General features: G+C 68.7%; 13 protein-coding genes. 6 read left to right on the top strand and 7 right to left on the bottom strand.

Annotated elements, in window-relative coordinates:
* Nucleotides 1-124: 124 nt before the first annotated feature.
* A complete protein-coding gene (locus tag O3305_RS16270; protein ID WP_269573463.1) occupies nucleotides 125-760 on the top strand; it encodes a TetR/AcrR family transcriptional regulator in 636 nt (211 codons plus the stop codon).
* 59 nt (nucleotides 761-819) lie between these two features.
* Here O3305_RS16270 and O3305_RS16275 read toward each other — a convergent pair whose 3' ends face one another.
* Nucleotides 820-1,575, bottom strand: coding sequence for a CPBP family intramembrane glutamic endopeptidase (locus tag O3305_RS16275; RefSeq protein WP_269573464.1), 756 nt, complete (start codon nucleotides 1,573-1,575; stop codon nucleotides 820-822).
* Nucleotides 1,576-1,682: 107 nt separating this feature from the next.
* On the opposite strand from O3305_RS16275, the gene O3305_RS16280 reads away from it, so the two are divergent.
* Nucleotides 1,683-2,162 (top strand): hypothetical protein, encoded by a 480-nt coding sequence (locus O3305_RS16280; RefSeq protein WP_269573465.1) that lies wholly within the window; start codon nucleotides 1,683-1,685, stop codon nucleotides 2,160-2,162.
* 130 nt (nucleotides 2,163-2,292) lie between these two features.
* Here the strand turns inward: O3305_RS16280 and O3305_RS16285 are convergent, their stop codons facing one another.
* Both O3305_RS16285 and O3305_RS16290 read right to left on the bottom strand, forming a co-directional pair.
* On the bottom strand, nucleotides 2,293-2,844 hold the full coding sequence (locus tag O3305_RS16285; RefSeq protein WP_269573466.1) for a YceD family protein: 552 nt from the start codon (nucleotides 2,842-2,844) through the stop codon (nucleotides 2,293-2,295).
* The gene (locus O3305_RS16290) at nucleotides 2,841-3,350 is read right to left on the bottom strand and encodes a ubiquinol-cytochrome C chaperone family protein (RefSeq protein WP_269573467.1); all 510 of its coding nucleotides are present in this window, start codon (nucleotides 3,348-3,350) and stop codon (nucleotides 2,841-2,843) included. Before O3305_RS16290 ends, O3305_RS16285 begins: the two co-directional genes overlap by 4 nt.
* 140 nt (nucleotides 3,351-3,490) lie before the next feature.
* On the opposite strand from O3305_RS16290, the gene O3305_RS16295 reads away from it, so the two are divergent.
* Both O3305_RS16295 and O3305_RS16300 read left to right on the top strand, forming a co-directional pair.
* Nucleotides 3,491-3,970 carry an outer membrane protein assembly factor BamE gene (locus O3305_RS16295; protein WP_269573468.1) on the top strand — a complete coding sequence of 160 codons (480 nt, stop codon included), beginning with the start codon at nucleotides 3,491-3,493 and terminating at the stop codon, nucleotides 3,968-3,970.
* Between the two features lie 124 nt (nucleotides 3,971-4,094).
* Nucleotides 4,095-4,616, top strand: a complete 522-nt coding sequence (locus O3305_RS16300; protein ID WP_269573469.1) for an RcnB family protein — start codon at nucleotides 4,095-4,097, stop codon at nucleotides 4,614-4,616.
* A gap of 145 nt (nucleotides 4,617-4,761) precedes the next feature.
* Here the strand turns inward: O3305_RS16300 and pbpC are convergent, their stop codons facing one another.
* Nucleotides 4,762-6,846, bottom strand: a complete 2,085-nt coding sequence (pbpC, locus tag O3305_RS16305) for a penicillin-binding protein 1C (protein WP_269576542.1) — start codon at nucleotides 6,844-6,846, stop codon at nucleotides 4,762-4,764.
* 164 nt (nucleotides 6,847-7,010) lie between these two features.
* Nucleotides 7,011-12,773 (bottom strand): alpha-2-macroglobulin family protein, encoded by a 5,763-nt coding sequence (locus O3305_RS16310; protein ID WP_269573470.1) that lies wholly within the window; start codon nucleotides 12,771-12,773, stop codon nucleotides 7,011-7,013.
* A gap of 166 nt (nucleotides 12,774-12,939) precedes the next feature.
* On the opposite strand from O3305_RS16310, the gene O3305_RS16315 reads away from it, so the two are divergent.
* Together O3305_RS16315 and O3305_RS16320 are read left to right on the top strand one after the other, a co-directional pair.
* Nucleotides 12,940-14,319, top strand: a complete 1,380-nt coding sequence (locus tag O3305_RS16315) for a glycosyl transferase family protein (RefSeq protein WP_269573471.1) — start codon at nucleotides 12,940-12,942, stop codon at nucleotides 14,317-14,319.
* Nucleotides 14,320-14,351: 32 nt separating this feature from the next.
* Complete coding sequence (locus O3305_RS16320; protein WP_269573472.1) at nucleotides 14,352-15,314, top strand: hypothetical protein; 963 nt, start codon at nucleotides 14,352-14,354, stop codon at nucleotides 15,312-15,314.
* Nucleotides 15,315-15,317: 3 nt separating this feature from the next.
* Here O3305_RS16320 and O3305_RS16325 read toward each other — a convergent pair whose 3' ends face one another.
* Both O3305_RS16325 and O3305_RS16330 read right to left on the bottom strand, forming a co-directional pair.
* A complete protein-coding gene (locus tag O3305_RS16325; protein ID WP_269576543.1) occupies nucleotides 15,318-16,922 on the bottom strand; it encodes an ATP-binding protein in 1,605 nt (534 codons plus the stop codon).
* A 133-nt stretch (nucleotides 16,923-17,055) separates the two neighbouring features.
* On the bottom strand, nucleotides 17,056-17,778 hold the full coding sequence (locus O3305_RS16330) for a TIGR02186 family protein (protein ID WP_446745973.1): 723 nt from the start codon (nucleotides 17,776-17,778) through the stop codon (nucleotides 17,056-17,058).
* Nucleotides 17,779-17,808 lie beyond the last annotated feature (30 nt).

Raw genomic sequence — 17,808 nt, forward strand, 5'->3', positions numbered from 1 at the left:
CCCATCAGTCTAACCCGTCATTCAACGCGGGTTGCACGTGGTCGTCCGAGGCTATACTGAAACCTGAACCGGGTTTCAACTTGGATAAATGGGAAGAGGAACCAGAATGGCGGAGGGGCGTGGCATGAGCGCCACAGCACCGGGAATCGGCGGCAGCGAAGCGAGCGCCGGCAAGGAACCGCGCACCGCGCGCGGGCGGCGCACCTTGCGCCTGATCCTGGATGCGGCGGCGGAGGAGTTCGGCGCCAAGGGATTCCACGAAGGCTCGATCAGCGGGATCACAAGGCGGGCCGGCGTCGCGCTGGGCAGCTTCTACACCTATTTCGATTCGAAGGACGACGTGTTCCGCGCGCTGGTGCGCGACATGAGCGACCAGGTGCGCGAGCATGTCGCCCCGGCGATCAAGGGCGCGACCGGCGGCCAGATCGCGGCGGAGCAGGCGGCGCTGCTCGCCTTCATCCGCTTCGCCCGGGCGCACAAGGAGATCTATCGGATCATCGACGAAGCCGAGTTCGTCGATCCCGAGAGCTTCCGGCTCCATTATGCGAGCACGGCCGAGCGCATCGCCAAGCGGCTCCAGGCGGCGGCGGCGCGCGGCGAGGTGCGCGAGGACGTCAACGAGGTCCATGCCTGGGCGATCATGGGGATGAACGTGTTCCTCGGCCTGCGCTACAGCGTGTGGCAGGAGGACGTGGATCCCGAGGCGATCGCCGATATCGTCGCGCAGATGCTGGCGCGCGGGATCGGGACTGGGGCGTAGGGCGGATCCGGCCGGCTATTCCTGTCATCCCCGCCTGCGCGGGGATGACGGCAAGAAATCTAGCGCCGCCCGCGTGTCGTCGAGCCAAAACCCCAGACCAGCAGCAGCGCGAGCACCGCGGCGCCGATGCGCAGCGCATTGCCGGTCCAGCCGAACATCGCTTCGTCGGGCACCTTGAAGACGTTCCACGCCGCGTTGAGCGAGACATGGAGCAGCAGCCCGCTCCAGATCGTGTTGCCGTCGAGCCGGTCGAGCAATGCCATCACCACGCCGCCGATGCCGGTGATCATCAGCACCTGCAGTGCCATGTCGCCACCCGCCGGTCCGCCCATGCCCCACCAATGGACCAGGCCGAACAGCAGCGCCTGCGCGCCGACCGCGAGCCATAGCGGCCAGCCGAGCGCGCGGTGGGTGAAGAGGAAGCCGAAGCCGCGGAACACGATCTCCTCGGCCAGCGGGAAGGCGAGGGCGAGCATCGCCAGATCGAGCCAGCGCCAGTCATGCGACAGCCCGCCGAGCATGAAGAGCCCCACCCAGGCGGGGATCGTCGCCACCGCGACCAGGACCGGTCCGCGCCAGCCGTTCGACCGCAGGCCCATCCGGTCGAACAGTCCGGCTCCGCGCAGCATCAGCAGGCCCGCGACCAGCACGATCAGCACGGCGAGCCCATTGTCGAGGATCGCGCCGCCATAGGGGATCTTGAGCGCCGGGATCGGGTGGCCGATCGCCCTGGCGAGATCGCGCACCTGCTGCGACAGGACCAGTATCGCAACCACCAGCAGGACGCTGAAGGGCAGGCGGGCGGATTTTCCCAAGATGTTTTCCCCGGATCGCGGTTTAGGCACGGTGTATTGCTCGGCTAATACGATAACGCAAGGCGCGTACCATTGCGGTGCGGCCATCGGTACCGCATCTAGGGGGCATGGATTTCAGCGACTGGCATGTTGCGCGGGCACGGGCGCTGTTCACGGTGCTGGCCGAACGGCATGCGCTGCGCATGCGCGGCGCCGATGCCGGCCCGGACTATCTCGCGCTCGAGCTGCCCGTCCAATATGGGCTGCGCATCGCGCTCAAGCTGGTCTGGTCGCGCGACCTGCTGATGATCCGCAGCGATCTGTTCACCGCCGAATTCCATCTCGACGCCGATGCCGACGCGGAGACCAAGTTCATCGAGACGTTCGACGGGCTGGTCGAGGGGGAGATCCGCCTGCACCTGTTCTACTGGCCGCGCGCGGCGCGCCCCTACAAGACATTGCTCCAGCGCGCCGAAGGGAATGGCGAGGATGCGGTGTGGCGGACGATCTACACCTGGTTCCGCTGGCTGCCCTGGTCGCCGGTGGCGCGCGAAGAGGTGTGGGTAAACAGCCGCGCGCCGCATCTGCATGTGGTGGGGCACGCCTGACTATATCGCCTGCGAGTTCCTGGCTGTTCCCCGGCGAAAGCCGGGGTCCATAGTCACGAGCGAGACGGCACGGAAACGCTGGGCCCCGGCCTTCGCCGGGGAACTGCAGCGTATCAAATAGCGCCGCGCATCAGCCCTTGCCCAGCTTGTCCCGTAGCCCGGCAAGCCCGCCGAATGGGCCGCTTTCCTCGGCCAGGCGCTTTGCCTCTTCCTCGCTGATAACCCCGGCGTCGCGCAGCGCCGCCTCGGCGCTGGCGCTGCGCGGATAGGGATCGAGTGCCAGCGCCAGCGTTTCCGCCGCAGCCTCGCCCAGGTCGATCGCGCCGCCCGAATAGAAGACGATGTCGCACTCGTCCTCGCTCAGCTCCATTTCTTCCTCGCCGGCATCGCCGTCGCTCTCGGGGAGGAAGCGGATCGCGAAATCCTCCTCGATCTTCGCGGGTACCGGCTCGTCGGTGATCACGCAGGCCTGGACGACCCTGGCCGAAAGGTGGCCGGTGGCGATGATGCCCTGCGCGTCGCGGCGGATGCGATAGTCGGCGGCCAGGCTGTCGATCGACTTGAGGCCGAACCGCTCGGCCAGCGCGATCCGCTCGTTCGGCTCGGCCTGCACCTGGACCTGGCTCTCGCCGGCGCCGATCGTGTCGAGCCGCTGGGGGCGGTTGAATTCGCTCTGGATCATGCGAGGTCTCCGGCGAGCAAGGTCGCGATCGGGGTGTCGCCCAGCTTCGCATGCAGCGCGCGGAGCTCGTTCTCGACATGGGCGAGCGCCTGCGGCCCGGGCGCCTCGCCGCGATAGAGGTTGCGCACCAGCGCGTCGCCCAGCGTGTCGTCCGCCAGCGCGGTCCGATAGGCGCCCAGGCGCCCGCCGAGCATACCCATCATCTTGCCGACATGCTTGCCGACGACGATGTCGCCGATGCCGATCTGGCGGAGTTGCCCGTCCATGTCGTCGATGAACACTTCGGTGAGATGGGTGCTGAACGGCACCGCCGCCTCGTCCTGCTCGAGGCGCAGGAGGACGAGGCTCATCACCGCGGCGATCATGTCGAACCGGCCGTCGATCGTGTCGGGCACCGCGCCCGCCTCATACCAATGGGGCTGGCGGCCGCGCGCGACGATCGCGGCGTAGAGAAGGGGGGCGGTGCCGCGGTCGGGCGCCTGGAAAAGCTGCTTGAGCAAGCGCATGTGCCGGTTCGGTCCTGCTATGGTTCTGGCAATATGGGGTCGCGACCTTGTTTGGCCGCATTTTGCCGCATATTGAGGCGAACGGCCCGCGATGCAACCAAGTGCATCGGGCGCCGGTACGCGTTTGCCTGGAGACCAGAATGCCGATTCCCGCCCGTGCGCTTGGCGCCGCCCTGCTGGCAGCCGCGCTTGGCACCACCGCCTGCGTGCCCGTGCGCACGCACCAGGGCTATATCATCGACAAGGAACTGGTCGATTCGGTGCAGCCCGGCATCGACACGCGCGAATCGGTGCTCCAGACGCTCGGCCGTCCGACCTTCACCAGCCAGTTCAACGAAGGCGAGTGGTATTACATCTCCCGCCAGAGCGCGAACCTCGGCTACCAGTCGCTCAAGGCCAAGGACCAGACGACGCTGCGCATCACCTTCGATGCGAAGGGCAATGTCGCGGCGGTCGATCGCATGGGCAAGGAGCTGATCGCCTCGGTCGATCCGTACGGCAAGACCACCCCGACGCTGGGCCACAAGCGCGGCTTCTTCGAGGATCTGTTCGGCAATATCGGCACGGTCGGCGCGCCGGGCACCGGCGGTCCGGGCGGCGGCGGCGGCAACGGCCCCTAGTCTCCGGGCCAGCTTTTCCAGCCTTTCATTTCGCTGACGACCCCGTTCCCGGGCCGTTCAGCGTGGCTGCTCCAAACAGGCGCTCTACCGGAAAACAAGTCCGGACAGTGGTTTGGAGGAAGACATGAAGAAGTTCACAACCGCCCTGCTGCTCGCCGCCGTCGCGCTGCCCGCAGTGGCGATCCCGAGCGCGGCCAGCGCCCAGTCGCGCCAGGAACTGCGCCGCGACCGACAGGACATCCGCCACGAGGAGCGCGAGCTGCGCGACGCCCAGCGCCGCGGTGATCGCCGCGACATCCGGGACGAGCGCCGCGACGTGCGTGATGCGCACCGCGAATATCGCGAGGACCTGCGCGACCGTGACCGCGCCTGGGGCCGCGACGACTGGCGCTTCAACCGCGACCGCAACCGCGCGCTCTATGGCCGCGGTAACTGGAACGCGCCGTTCCGCTACACTTCGTTCCGCGTCGGCGGCCGGATCGGGCCGAGCTATTACGGCCCGCGCTATGTGATCGCCGATCCGTGGCGCTATCACCTGCCGCGCGCCGGCCGCTACCAGAGCTGGGTGCGCCACTATAACGACGTGCTGTTGATCGACACCCGTCGCGGCATTGTGATCCGCACGATCCCGAGCTTCTACTGGTAATCGCGCCAGATCAAAGGCTTCGGCCGCGCTGCCCTTTCAGGCCGCGCGGCCGGTGCCCGTAGACACGGCCCCGAAAGGGGTTGGGACCGCCGGGTGAAACGCACAAACCAGCGTTTCGCTCCCGAACCGTTCACCCGTTTTCGCGCTATCTTATGGTGAACAGCACCTGGTCGATCACCTTGCCGTCGAGGTCGACCAGCGCGAGGCGATGCTTGCCCGGCGGCGCCAGGATCAGGGGCCTCGAATCGGCAGTGCCCAGGTCGCGCTTGTCGAGGATCAGCCGGTGGCCAAGCGCCTGGCCGGATACCGAAATCGCCAGCCGCTGATTGTCCACCGGGATATCGGGATCGAGCGCATAGACGCTGCCCGCCACCGGATTGGTGATGCGCGGCCGTCGCGATTCGGCGGGGGCATAGGCGATGCGGTCCATGCCCGTCCCTTTCAGGAAATACTCGCGGCGCGGCTGCTCCATGCCGGCGGCGAAGCGGATCTGGCGTTCCTCCACGCCCTCAGGACGCGGCGGCGCCTTGCCGGGATCGGCTTCGTTGAGCGCCAGCATCACGTCGCGCCACACCGGCGCCGCGCCGCTGGTGCCCGATACCGCGCGCATCGGATCGCCCTCGAGATTGCCGACCCACACGCCCACGGTGAAGCGATCGGTGAAGCCGACGCACCAATTGTCGCGCATCGCCTTTGATGTGCCGGTCTTCACCGCTGCCCAGAAGGGCAGGCGCAGCGCCGAATCGACGCCGAAGGTGCCGGCCCGCGCATTGGGGTCGGCCAGCATGTCCGCGACGATCCAGGCGGCCTGGGGGCTGGTGGTGCGGCGAAGCGCGTCGGTCTTCGCGTCCAGCGTCAGCCGCAGCGGACTCCACCGGCCTTCGAGCGCGAGGCTGCGATAGGCGGCGACCTGCTCCATCAGCGTCACTTCGGCCGAGCCGAGCGCCAGCGAATAGCCATAGTACTGACCGTCCTCGACCAGCCCGCGATAGCCGGTGTCCCATAGCCGGTCGCGAAACGCATCGACGCCGGTGAGCAGCAGCGTGCGCACCGCCGGAACGTTGAGCGACCCAGCCAGCGCGATGCGCGCGGAGACAGGGCCCTTGAACGCCTTGTCGTAATTCTGCGGGACATAGAGGCCCGAGGCGGTGTCGAGCTGGACCGGCGAATCGTCGAGGATCGAGGCGGCGGTGAGATAGCCCTTCTCGATGCCCATCGCGTAGAGGAACGGCTTCAGCGTCGATCCGGCCTGTCGATAGGAAGAGGCGCCGTCCACCGCGGGCGCGGTGCTCTCGCCGCCGATCCCGCCGACATAGGCCAGCACGTCGCCGCTCTGATTGTCCACCACCACCACCGCGCCGTCGCGGGCACGGCTGCCGCCCAGCCCCTGGAGCTGGCGCTTGAGCGCCGTGATCGCGACGCGCTGGATGCGGGCATCGAGCGTGGTGGTGATCCTGGCGCCCGGCTTGGTCAGCAAGGCGGCGGAGAGATGCGGGGCGAGCCCGGGATCGAGCGCGAGGCTGCGCGCCGGGCCGAGCATCGAGGCGGCGGCACCGGCGAAGCGCGTGCAATCCTGGTCGCGGCTGAGCGCACAGGCACGCCGGGCGACTTCGCTTGGGCTGGCCTGCGGATTGGGCAGCAGCGCCGCGAGCAGCAGCGCGTCGTCGCGGGTGAGCGTCGCCGGGGTCTTGCCGAACAGGCCGAGCGCGGCGGCGCCGATCCCCTGCGCCTCGCCGCGGAACCCGGCCAGGTTGAGATAGGCCTCGAGGATCTGGTCCTTGGTCCAGCGCGATTCGAGGGACCATGCCGCGCGCATCTGGCGCAATTTCTCGCGCATCCCGCGGCTGCCGGGCGCGGCGAGATCCGGCGCGAGATAGGCGGCGACCTGCATCGACAAGGTCGAGGCGCCGCGTCCGCGCTTGCCTTCGATCCGGTCGCGCGCCGCGCCGCTCAGCGCCATCCAGTCGACGCCGCCATGCTCGCGGAAGCGCCGGTCCTCGGCGGCGACAAGGATGTCGCGGGCCACCGGGGATATGTCGTTGAGCCGGGTCCAGGCGAGACGCCGGGCCTGAAAATCGACGCGGCTCGAATCGATCAGCACGCCGTGCCGATCGTAGAGCCAGGCCTCGGACGGATGCCAGCCGGCGCGGACGGCACCGTAATCGGGCAGCGCGGGCGGGCGCGTCACCCACCAGAAGCCGGCCGAGCCGGCCAGCAGCAGCGTGAGCAGCGTGCCGGTGACGCGAGGCGGCGTGACGATTCCGCGCCACCCGCTTTCCTTCCACGCCGCCCGCTCGCGGCCCGCCCAGGCATGCAGCGCCTCGGGCGCATCATCGATGCGCTTCGTCCAGCGGCGGGCGAAGGCGAGGAGGTGGTCGAAAGCCTCCTTCGCCGTCACCGCTGCGCCACGGTCATCACGGCATTGGGCAGCTGCGCGCGGATCTCGGGCGAATACATCGCCTCGATCCGGGTGGAGGGCAGGTTGAACCTGCCCGCCGCATCCAGCCGCATCACGTAGGACACGGTGAAGCTGCCGCGCGGCACCCAGCCGTAAAAGGCGCGCCAGCTGTCATTGCCGCGCTCGATATAGCTGGGCGAGACGCCTTCGCTGGTGCCGGCGTCCTTGGCGAGCATCTCGGACTGGCCGCCGAGATTGCCGACGATCGTCGCGCCCGCCGGGATCGGATCGTTGACCACCACCCAGTTGCGCTCGGCCGAGGCCTCGACGCTGATCGTCACCTTGACCACGTCGCCGCGCGACCAGCTGCCGGGCACCGCCTGCTTGACCGCCTCGACCTTCTTGGTCGCCTTGTAGCCGGCCATCAGCGGCTGGGTGAGCGGCACCGCCGCCTTCACCCGGACGAACGCCCAGGGGCCCGAACCACCCGACTGGTTCAGCACCAGCGGCGTGGTTGCGGCAGGCAGCGGGAAGCTGAACTGGCGCTGCTGCTCGGCCAGCGGCCAGCTGAGGCTCACCGGGCTGAAGCTCGAGAAGCTCGCCGTGGTGACGCCCGCGATCGCTTCGGCCGGATAGAGCCCCATGAAGCGCCGCGCCAGGATCGTGCCCCAGGCATTGGCGGTGGTGGTGTCCCAATGCCCGCGCTGCTGGCGGGATGCGATGCCGACCATCAGCTTGGCCGAGTCATTCTCCCAGCCGGGGCGGCCGAGCGTGGCGAGCAGTGCCTTGATCGCCGCTTCGTCGTCCGACGACATCAGCCACCAGGCCATATGGCCCTTGTCGGAGATATCGACGCGGGTGCCCTCATAGACCAGGCGCTTGCGCAGCTCCTGCTCGGCATTGACGCGGAGCTGCTGGCCATTGGCCAGGCCCTGCACCTTGCCGAGCGCCATCGCATAGTCGGAGAGCGTCGCGGTCGGCATTTCGGCCGGCGCCATGCCGATCTGGCCGAGCATCGCCGAGGTCGCCGCGCCCTGCCGCGCCAGCGCTGTGAAGGCCGCGACGCGCTGCAGGCGGACATCGCCATAATCCTCATGACGAAGCCGCCCGTCGAGCACGGCCTTCATCGCCTCGAGCATCTTGGCCTTGGGGCCTTCGGGCAGCGGCAGGCCCGCCTCGCCGCTGGCCGAAAGGATATAGGCGGTCAGCGCTTCCGAGCCGGGCCAGTCGCCCGGCCAGTAGCGCAGCAGCCCGTCGCCGTCCTGATAGGCCGGCATGTCGCTGGCGATCAGGTTCCACATGCCCGTGTCGCCCAGCGCGATTGCCCGCGAGGTGCGCTGCTCGAGGCAGTTATACGGGTAGTCGGACATATATTCGCGCACGCCGGAGAGCGGCGGGGCGAGGCTGTCGGTTAGGCTCACTTCGACCGCGCCGAAGCCGGGCAGCGCGCCCGCCGGCGGAGCGATGACGAACTGGGTGCCGGTGCCGACCCGGCCGAGCGTCGCCGCCCAGGTCTCGACCGGCACCGCCGGTGCCACCTGCTGGGCGACGGTGATCCGGTCGCTCGACTTGCCGTCGGTGGTCTTCGCCGTGACCGTCCAGCTCAGCTTGCCGTCCTTGGGCGGCGCGGTGAGGTTCCATACCACCGGCGCGGCGCCGCCCGCCGGGATCTCGACGGTCAGCGGCTTGCCGGTCGCATAGGCCGGGCTCAGCGCCACCGTCGCGGTCACCTTCATCGGCTTGCTCGAGCCGTTGCGCAGCGTGAACATCGCGCCGAACTGGTCGCCGGTGCGCACCAGCTGCGGCACGCCCGCATAGATGGTCAGGTCCTGCGACGAGCGGATGCTCGCGCTGCCGGTGCCGAACAGCTGCGGGCCCGAGGTGGCGACCGCAACCAGCTTGAACGAGGTCAGCGCGTCGTTGAGCGTCACCGGCACCCGGGCATGGCCATTGGCGTCGAGCGCGACCTTGCCCTTCCAGAGCAGGACCGGCTGGAAATTCTCGCGGTTGAGGCCCGAAAGGTCCCCGCCGCCGCCACCGCCGCCGGCTTCCACCGCCTTCTTGCCATAGTGGCGCTTGCCGACCACCTGGGTCTGCGCGGTCGAGGTCAGCACCGAGATGGGCCTGTCGCCCATCATCGCGGTCAGCACGTCCCAGCTGTCATTCGGCGAGAGCTGGAGCAGCGCCTCGTCCACCGCGACGAAGGCGACATCGGCCGCGGCGGCGGGCTTGCCGTCGGGGCTCTTCACCGTGACATCGACCTGGGCCACGTCGCGCGCGGCATAGCTCGGCTTGTCGGCCTTCACCGCCACGTCGAGCTTATGGCCTTCCCAGCCGACCTTCACCTTGGCGATGCCCAGGCGATAGGCGGGCTTGGCGAGGTCCACGGTCGCGGTCGGCTCGCCGCCGTCCTTCGACCAGGGCGCGCCCCATTCGCGCGCCATGTTCGATCGCCAGTTCTGCCAGCCGGACACGCGTCCGCGCACCGCCATCACCGATACGAACACGTCCGGCGCATAGTCGCCCGGCATCGGCACTTCGATCACCGGATCCTTGCCGGTCAGCCCGACGACGAAGCTGGAGAGCACGCCCTCGCGCTCGACCGTGACCAGCGCGGTCGCGTCGCGGAACGGCATGCGCACCTGGAACTTGGCGGTCTCGCCCGCCTTGTATTCCTGCTTCTCGGGGATGACGTCCATGCGGTCGCCATTGTCGCCGCCGAACCACCAGTCGTCATCGCCGACCAGCCACACCGACTTGGTCGCGCGGGCGACATTGCCATTGGCATCCTTGGTGGTGGCGACGGCATAGACTTCGCCCGACACACCCGGGTTCAGCTGGCAGCTCGCCAGGCCCTGCGCATCGGTGGTCGCCGAGCAGGTGGCGCCCAGCTTGGTCGTCTTCATCTGGTTGTCATAGGCGTAGAAGCCGCCGATCAACCGGCGCCGCGCGGTCAGGATCTCGCGGCTGTAGAGCTCGACCGAGATCGCCTGGTTGGCGAGCGGCTTGCCCGCGGTGTCGAGCGCGACGAAGCGCAGGCGCAGGTCGTCCTGCTTCATCAGCCAGCCGTCGCTCTTGACGCCGAGCTGCACCGCCGACGTGAAGATCGGGATGCGCCGCGACGAGGTCAGCACCTGGCCGTTGGCATCCTGATAGTCCATCTCGACCAGCATCGTGGTGTTCTGCTCGAGCGACTGGGGCACTTCGGCATTGATTCGGCTGGTGCCGTCGGCGCCGAGCGTGGCGGGCAGGGTCTGGGTCGGCGGCAGCTGGACCTGCTCGTCCTCGCCCTCGCCGTTCATCGGCTTGGTGCCCTCGGTCATCGCCCGGCCACCGAAGGTGTAGCCGTCATAGCCGTCGGGGGTCTTGAAGTCGGCGAAATAGCCGATCCGCGTCTCGACCGGCAGGCTGGCCGCGCCGCCGCCGGAGAGATAGCCGACGAACAGGTCGAGCGGCAGCGCCGAGGGGCGTACCGCGGCGTCCTTGGGCCCGGCGACCGATGCCTTCATCGTCGGCAGCTTGTATTCGTCGACCTTGAACGACTGGCCGGTCCAGATCGTCCGCTCCTTGCCCTCGCCGTCCTTGGTCAGGACGGTCAGGTCGTAATCGCCCATCTTGGCGCCCTGCGGCGCGGTCCATTCGGTCTCGCCGACGCCGTTCTGGTCGATGCTGAGCGGCAGGTCATACTGGGTGTCCGAGCCGCGATGGCTGAGGCGCAGCGTGCCGCTGAACGCCGGCGAAGCGGTGAAGCCCGCCGCCACCGGGGTGCGCACGATGTGCTTCATGTGCACCGTCTCGCCCTGGCGGACGAGCGAGCGGTCGAACACGGTGTGGAACTTCTCCTCCGGCGCCGACCAGCCATAGTTGAGGTCGAAGTCGTACGGCCGGATGCCGTCGCCCCACTGGGTGAGCGTGAAGCTGAAGTCGTCGGCCTTGCGCGCCGAGATCATCAGCGGGCTCGAATTGCCGTTTTCGCAGCTCGAATAGGTCTCGGGCTCGGGCAGGCCGGCGGGGACGCCGAGGCGGCCCGAGGCATCGGTCTTGCCCTTGGCGAGCAGCTGGCCGGTGCAGCTGTCGGTGACGCGCACCTCGGCATCGCCGACGCCCTTGCCGCTGTCGAGCGCGGTGACCCAGACCAGCGACTGGTCGCGGCCCCATTTGAAATGGACGCTCATGTTGGTGACGAGGGCGCCGGCGGCGACGTAACGCGGCGCCTTGCGGCCGAGCAGTGCCTCGCCGAGCCGCGGACTGGCCAGTTCGACGATGTAGAAGCCCGGTTTGCCTAGCGGGATGCCGACAACCTCGAATTCCTTCCCCTTGCCAGGCAAACCGATCTTGAGCGGCTGGCCGACCGCGGGGGTGAGCAGTGGCTTGGCGCCGGTCTGGTTGATCCGGATGGTCTCGTCGCCGCGCTTGATCTCGTCCGACTTGTCCTCGGCCGCATCGGCGAGCACGCGGAACCACTTGGCGATCTCGCCGTCGCCGCCCTCAACCTTGAGGCTCTGGCCGTTGACCGCCATCTGGCTGCCCTGGAGATCGGGCTCGACATTGCGGACGCTGACCGGAAGGACGCCGCCTTCCTTCGCTTCGAGGATGCCGAAATTGCCGGCGAACTTCACCAGCGGCGGCGGCGCGTCGAACTTGACGTCGAGCGGGAAGCGCTCGGCATTGGCGAGCTTGCGGCCGCTCTCGTCGGTGATGTTGGCGGGGAAGACGACCTTGGCGGTGGTCTCGGCCGGCAGCGGCGCCTTGAACTTGAGGTCGGCGACCGCCGCCTTGTTCTTGTCGTCATCGCCGAAGATCGGCGCGAGTTCCTTGCCGTCGGCGGTCTTGATGCGGATCGCTTCCGCCTGCGCCTTGGGGATCGGCGCGGAGAAGCGCACCCAGGCGTCCTGCACGGGGCTGCAGCCGGCAGTGGGATTTACGCGCGAGCATTCGAAGCGGGCGCTGAATTCCTTGCGCACCGAGAAGTCGAAGCGCTGGTCGGTGCCGGCGGTGCGGCCCGAGGCGCTCTTGATGTCCTTGCCCCAGACCAGCGCCATGTCGCGCCCGGCGGGCAGCGGGCGGCGGCATTTCACCGCGACGACGCTGGCGAGCGACTTGGCCCGGTCCTCCGCCTTGGCGGGGAGCGACTGGGGCAGGCCGGCCTCGCTCAGGAAGCTCTGCACTTCCCAGCGATCGGTGCCGAGATCTGCAAGCAGCTTGGGCGCGACATCGGCGGGGAGGACATCGACCGGGATCTTCTCGCCCAGCCCGTCCACCGAGCAATAGGCATTGGCGCCGACCGAGGCGCGATCGGGCGCCAGGTTCGCCGCCACGACGAACACCTGGTCCTCCTCGATCTCGCTGCCATAGCGGTTTGGCAGCACCGCGCGGGCGATCGGGCCGCCCGAATCGACGGTGAATTCCTTCTGGCCCTGCAGGTCGTAGCCCGACAGGCTCTTGATCCCGTCGCGCAGCACGAACTTGCAGGTGACGCCACCGGGGAGCGGCGAGGCGAATTCATGGACGAAGGTCTGCTGGTCGACCCAGCGGCCCTGGCCGCCGACCGGGCATTCGACCTTGAAGGGGGATTCGGCGCGGGGGTCGCCCAGCGGTACCATGGGAACGTTGAACCGGGCGGTGAAGCGCTCGATCGCGCCGTCGCCGACGCCGGGCGTCGCCATTTCCACCTGGGGGCCATTGTCGCCGAATGCGGTGACTGCGCCGATCGGTGCCAGCACCAGAGCCAATACGCCAAGCCGGGCAACAAGCTTCATGATGACTTCCCCCTCAGGCAGCGGGCGCACGATAGCCGTGACCCTTGCCAAGTCCAGCGACGAATTAACCGCCTCCGTTTCGGAGGGAAATGCACCATTGCCCTTGATCGTTCCGAGGGCGGCACGGCTAAATTCCCCGTCCGAATCGGAGGGGGATACTGCGCCGGTGGGGGAAGGGCTGCTCATTGCGATCGATGCGGTCGCGCGTGAGACGACATTGTTCGCTGCGCTATGGTTCGTGGTGGGCGGCCTCGATGACCTGCTCGTCGACCTGATCTATCTCGCGCAGCGCCTGCGGGGACCCCCGGCGAGGCTCCCCGCGCTGGGCGGGCCGGTGCCACCGGGGCGGATCGTGGTGTTCGTGCCGGCATGGGATGAAGCGGCGGTGATCGGGGCGATGCTGCGGGCGGCGCTCGCGCGCTTCGATCATCCCGATTACCGGATCTATGTCGGCGCCTATCCCAATGATCCGGCAACGATCGCGGCAGTCGCCGGCGCCGTGGTCGAGGATGCGCGCATCCGGCTGGTGATCGGCCCACGGCCGGGGGGGACGACCAAGGCGGATTGCCTCAACACCCTGTGGCGGGCCCTGCTGCGGGACGAGGAAGCCGAGGGTTTCACCGCCAGCGCGATCGTGCTCCACGATGCCGAGGATGTCGTCCATCCACTCGAGTTGCGCGCCTATGCGCATGGGCTGATCGCGCATGCCGCCGTGCAGCTGCCCGTGCTGCCGCTGGCGCACGCCCATTCGCGCTTCTTCGCCGGGCATTACCTGGACGAATTCGCGGAAGCCCATGGCCGGGCGCTGGTCGTGCGGCAGACCGTGGGTGCGGGCCTGCCCTTTGCCGGGGTGGGCTGCGCGATCCGGCGCGACATGTTGGCGCGGCTGGCGGATCTGCGCGGTGGCGGGCCGTTCGATGCCGAGAGCCTGGTCGAGGATTACGAGCTCGGCCTCACCCTCGCGGCGATGGGCGCGCCGGCGCATCTGCTCCGGATCGCCGAGGCACCGGGCGGTCCGCTGGTTGCGGTGCGGGCCTATTTCCCGGCCACGCTCGATGCGGCCGTGCGCCAGAAGTCGCGCTGGATGATCGGGATCGCCCTGGCCGGCTGGGACCGCACCGGCTGGGGCGGCTGGCGCCAGATCGGCGACAACTGGATGCGGATGCGCGACCGGCGGGCAACGCTGGAGATACCGGTGCTGGCGCTCGCCTATCTCTCGATCCTAGGCTGGGCAACCTCGCTTGGCGGGCATCTGCTGGCGGGCACCACGCCGGTTACGCCTTCCGTGCTGATGCAGGCGGTTCTGTGGGTGAACCTCGCGCTGCTGGTCTGGCGGCTTGCGGTACGCGCCGCCTTTGTCCGGCGTGCCTATGGCTGGCGCGAGGCGCTGTGGTCGATGCCACGGGTGCTGACGAGCAACGCGGTCGCGCTGCTCGCGGCACGGCGGGCGCTGTTCGCCTATGTGCGGATGCTGCGCGGGGCACCGCCGCGCTGGGACAAGACCGCGCACCAGTTTCCCGATCTCGCCCCGGCCAGCGGCGGATGAACGGCCGGGGCCGGCCGCTACGCTTCCTGGCGATGGTAGCGGTCGCCTGGGTGGGCGCGCGCGTTGCGATCCTGTGGCCGCAGACCGGGTCCTTGCCGGCGGCGATCGACGCGGCAATCCCGATCGCGCGTGCCGCCCCCGCCGGCGCTCCCATGGTACCCAAGCCGACCGCCCGGCATTTCGAGGTGTCGCTGCGTCCGGCAATAACAGCACCCCTGCCGGCATATCGCACGCCTCTGGGGGACGATAACCCCAGGGTGCAGCTCGCGCTGATGGCGCTTGCCCAATATGGCGAGGCCTATGCGGTCCCGCCGCCGCTCCTCACCCTGCCGGGCCGCTCCGTGGCAAGCGTCGCGGCCGCCCCCGAGCGCCTCGATCCTCTGCCCGATCGCTGGTCGCTGAGTGCGTGGATGGTAGCGCGCGGCGCGGGCGGCAGCGGCGCGGCCCCCGGCGGGCAGATCGGCGGCGGGCAGGCGGGTGCGCGGGTCGCGTGGCTGGTATCGCCGCGGCATCGCCTCGCTGCCTATGGCCGGATCACCACGCCTCTGTCCGGCAGCGGGCGCGAAGCGGCGCTGGGTCTCGAATGGCAGCCGTCACGCGCGCCGGTGCGGCTGATCGCCGAACGTCGTTTCGGGCTCGACGGCAATCCGGGCGGCACCGGGCTCGGCCTGATTACCGGCTTGGATACCGAATGGCGCGGCTTCCGGCTGGAAGCCTATGGCCAGGCCGGCGCGGTGCTGCGGCGGCGCGCCGATCCCTATGCCGATGGTGCCGCGCGCGGCACGCGAACGGTCGAGACGAGCGGGCCCGTGCGGCTGGGGCTGGGCGCCGGTGCCTGGGGCGCGGCGCAGCGCGATGCGCGGCGGCTCGATATCGGCCCCTCGGCGACGCTGGCGGTGCGCAACCTGCGGCTGGCGCTCGACTGGCGCCAGCGCGTGGCGGGCGAGGCAAGGCCGGGATCCGGTCTCGCGCTCACCTTGGGTGCCGACTTCTGAGGCTTACTTCCCCTGGGCGCGCCAGCGCCGGATCGTGCGCTCGAGGATCTGCTCCTCGCCGCCGGTATCGCGCCACAGTTCGGAGAACAGCGGATCGTCCGAAGCCGGGCGCTTGTTGTCCTCGAGGCTGTCGAACAGCAGGCGGATCGGCGTCGCGACGCCTTCGCCCACCGCGATGCATTCCCGATTCCGGAGCGCCGGGATCGAATCGAGGAAACCGCGCGCGCCTTCGGGCATCGCCGCTTTCACAAAGGCCTGGTCGCGCTCGTTGTTCAGGCGCATCGACAGGATCGTGCCGCACTGGGAAAGCACGCCTTCGGCCAGGTCCGACGGGCGCTGGGTGATCAGGCCCAGCGACACGCCATATTTACGGCCTTCCTTGGCGATACGGCTGAGGATGCGGCCGACCGAGGAGCCATCGGCGTTGCGCTCGTTGGGGACGTAGCGGTGCGCTTCCTCGCAGACGAGCAGGATCGGCCGCTTGCTCTCGCCGCGCGACCAGATCGCGAAGTCGAACACCATGCGGCTGAGCACCGCGACCACCACCGAAGTGATTTCGCTCGGCACGCCCGACACGTCGATGATCGAGATCGGCTTGCCGTCGCCCGGCAGGCGGAAGACGCGCGACAGGAAGCTCGCCATCGTGTCCGCCACCAGCATGCCCGAGAACATGAAGGCGTAGCGCGGGTCGCCCTTGATCTCGTCGATCTTCGAACGGATGCGCAGGAACGGCGCCGTGTCGGTCGCCTTGTCCATCTTGCCCATTTCGAGCTGCAGGATCTGGGTCAGGTCGCTCAGCAGATAGGGGATCGGCGCGTCGACGGTGAGCTTGCCGATCTCGGCGGCCAGCCGGTTCTTCTGCTTGGCGGCGAGCACGCACTTGGCGAGGATGTCCGCGTCCATCTGCCGGTCCGAGCCGGAGCTGGTCAGGAACACTTCGCAATGTTCCTCGAAGTTCATCAGCCAGTACGGCATCTGCAGGTTGCTGACGTCGTACAGCGCGCCGGTGGTCTTGAACGCGCTGGCATATTCGCCGTGCGGATCGACCATCACGACATGGCCCTGCGGCGCCAGCTCGCAGATCCGGTGGAGGATCAGCGCGGCCGCGGTCGACTTGCCGGTGCCGGTCGAGCCGAGCAGCGCGAAATGCTTGCCGAGCATCGAATCGACATAGAGCGCGGCGCGGATATCCTTGGTCGGATAGACATTGCCGATCTCGATATGGGCGCGGTCCTCGGCGGCGTAGATCTGCTTGAGGTCGGCGGTCGAGACCGGGAAGACCGGCGCGCCCGGCGTCGGATAGCGCGTCACGCCGCGGCGGAACTTGTAGAGCTTGCCGGTCAGCCGCTCCTCGTCACCCTCGCCGAGGAAGTCGATATAGGCGGCGATGTGATCGCCCTGCAGCTTGAGCGAGCGGACATTGGCGATCAGCCAGGTCGCGCCGACACGCACCTTCACCTGGCTGCCGACCTGACCGGCATTGGCGACGGTGGGATCGGGATTGCCCTCGAGCGCATGCAGCGCTTCGGGATCGATCAGCACCTGGCTCGACGAGCCGGCGATCTCGAGCACCGCGCCGATCGGCTCGACCGGCGCCCGCGAGGGCATGCCCTCGGAAGATGAAACCGACGCCGCGCCATCGAACCCGCGCGCGCCAAACTGGCCGTCCATTCGGCTGCTCCCCGTTACCGCTCCCAACTATGCGCGCGGGGAGGTAAATATTGGGTGAGTCCCGAAGCTTTCAGAAGCGTTTCCACACCGCCCCGGCGCCCCAGCCGAACAGGATGGAGAGGGCGACGGCGACGATGCCGTAGAGCACCGAATAGTGATCTGCCGAATGGGCGACGAAGCGCTCGAAGCCGGATTTGCGGATTTCGATGGGGCGCACCGCGGCGGCGAGCACGCGGCCGTCGCGAATCAGGAAGGTCTCGGCGGTGAACTTGCCGATCGGCACGCGCGCCGGGATCTTGAGCCGGGCGCGGTAGAGCACGCCGTCGGTGATCTCCACCGCACCGGGCGCCTGGTAATAGAGGCCGGCCCGCGTGCGCAGGTCTTCCAGTCCCTTGTCGAAGCGCGTCTGGACTTCGGGGGCGGCGCTGGATGCCGGGGAGAGCTGCAGGCTCTCGACGCCGAGTTCGTAGATCGCGCGCGTGCGCTCATCGACGATCCTGTCGATCGGCCGCGACGAGGCGATGGCGTAGAAGCTCGGGGCCGAACGATAGCGCATGCGTTCGGCATTCACCCAGATGCCGGCCACCTTTTCCTTCTCGCGCACCTGCACCGATTGGGTGGGGCCCTTCACCACCACGACGATGTCGGCCGGCTTCTCGTCCTGCCCCGGCGCGCGGCCGCCGGGATAGAGGATCGCACCGAACAGCAGCAGCTCGGCACCGGTGAACGAATAGGCGATCTCGATATCGCGCTGCGAAACATCGGGCACCAGCCTGGGCTTGGCCTGGCCCATCAGCAGCGGCGCGAGTGCCAGGAGGAGCAA

It is taken from the genome of Sphingomonas sp. NIBR02145 (assembly GCF_027359115.1).
GTDB lineage: Bacteria > Pseudomonadota > Alphaproteobacteria > Sphingomonadales > Sphingomonadaceae > Sphingomonas > Sphingomonas kyeonggiensis_A.

Excerpts from the sequence above, each read along its gene's own strand:
- O3305_RS16320 (WP_269573472.1), top strand. The coding sequence starts at position 14,352 with ATGGTAGCGGTCGCCTGGGTGGGCGCGCGCGTTGCGATCCTGTGGCCG.
- O3305_RS16325 (WP_269576543.1), bottom strand. The coding sequence starts at position 16,922 with ATGCCCTCGCGGGCGCCGGTCGAGCCGATCGGCGCGGTGCTCGAGATC.
- O3305_RS16330 (WP_446745973.1), bottom strand. The coding sequence starts at position 17,778 with ATGGGCCAGGCCAAGCCCAGGCTGGTGCCCGATGTTTCGCAGCGCGAT.
- O3305_RS16290 (WP_269573467.1), bottom strand. The coding sequence starts at position 3,350 with ATGCGCTTGCTCAAGCAGCTTTTCCAGGCGCCCGACCGCGGCACCGCC.
- O3305_RS16270 (WP_269573463.1), top strand. The coding sequence starts at position 125 with ATGAGCGCCACAGCACCGGGAATCGGCGGCAGCGAAGCGAGCGCCGGC.
- O3305_RS16280 (WP_269573465.1), top strand. The coding sequence starts at position 1,683 with ATGGATTTCAGCGACTGGCATGTTGCGCGGGCACGGGCGCTGTTCACG.
- O3305_RS16300 (WP_269573469.1), top strand. The coding sequence starts at position 4,095 with ATGAAGAAGTTCACAACCGCCCTGCTGCTCGCCGCCGTCGCGCTGCCC.
- O3305_RS16285 (WP_269573466.1), bottom strand. The coding sequence starts at position 2,844 with ATGATCCAGAGCGAATTCAACCGCCCCCAGCGGCTCGACACGATCGGC.
- O3305_RS16310 (WP_269573470.1), bottom strand. The coding sequence starts at position 12,773 with ATGAAGCTTGTTGCCCGGCTTGGCGTATTGGCTCTGGTGCTGGCACCG.
- O3305_RS16295 (WP_269573468.1), top strand. The coding sequence starts at position 3,491 with ATGCCGATTCCCGCCCGTGCGCTTGGCGCCGCCCTGCTGGCAGCCGCG.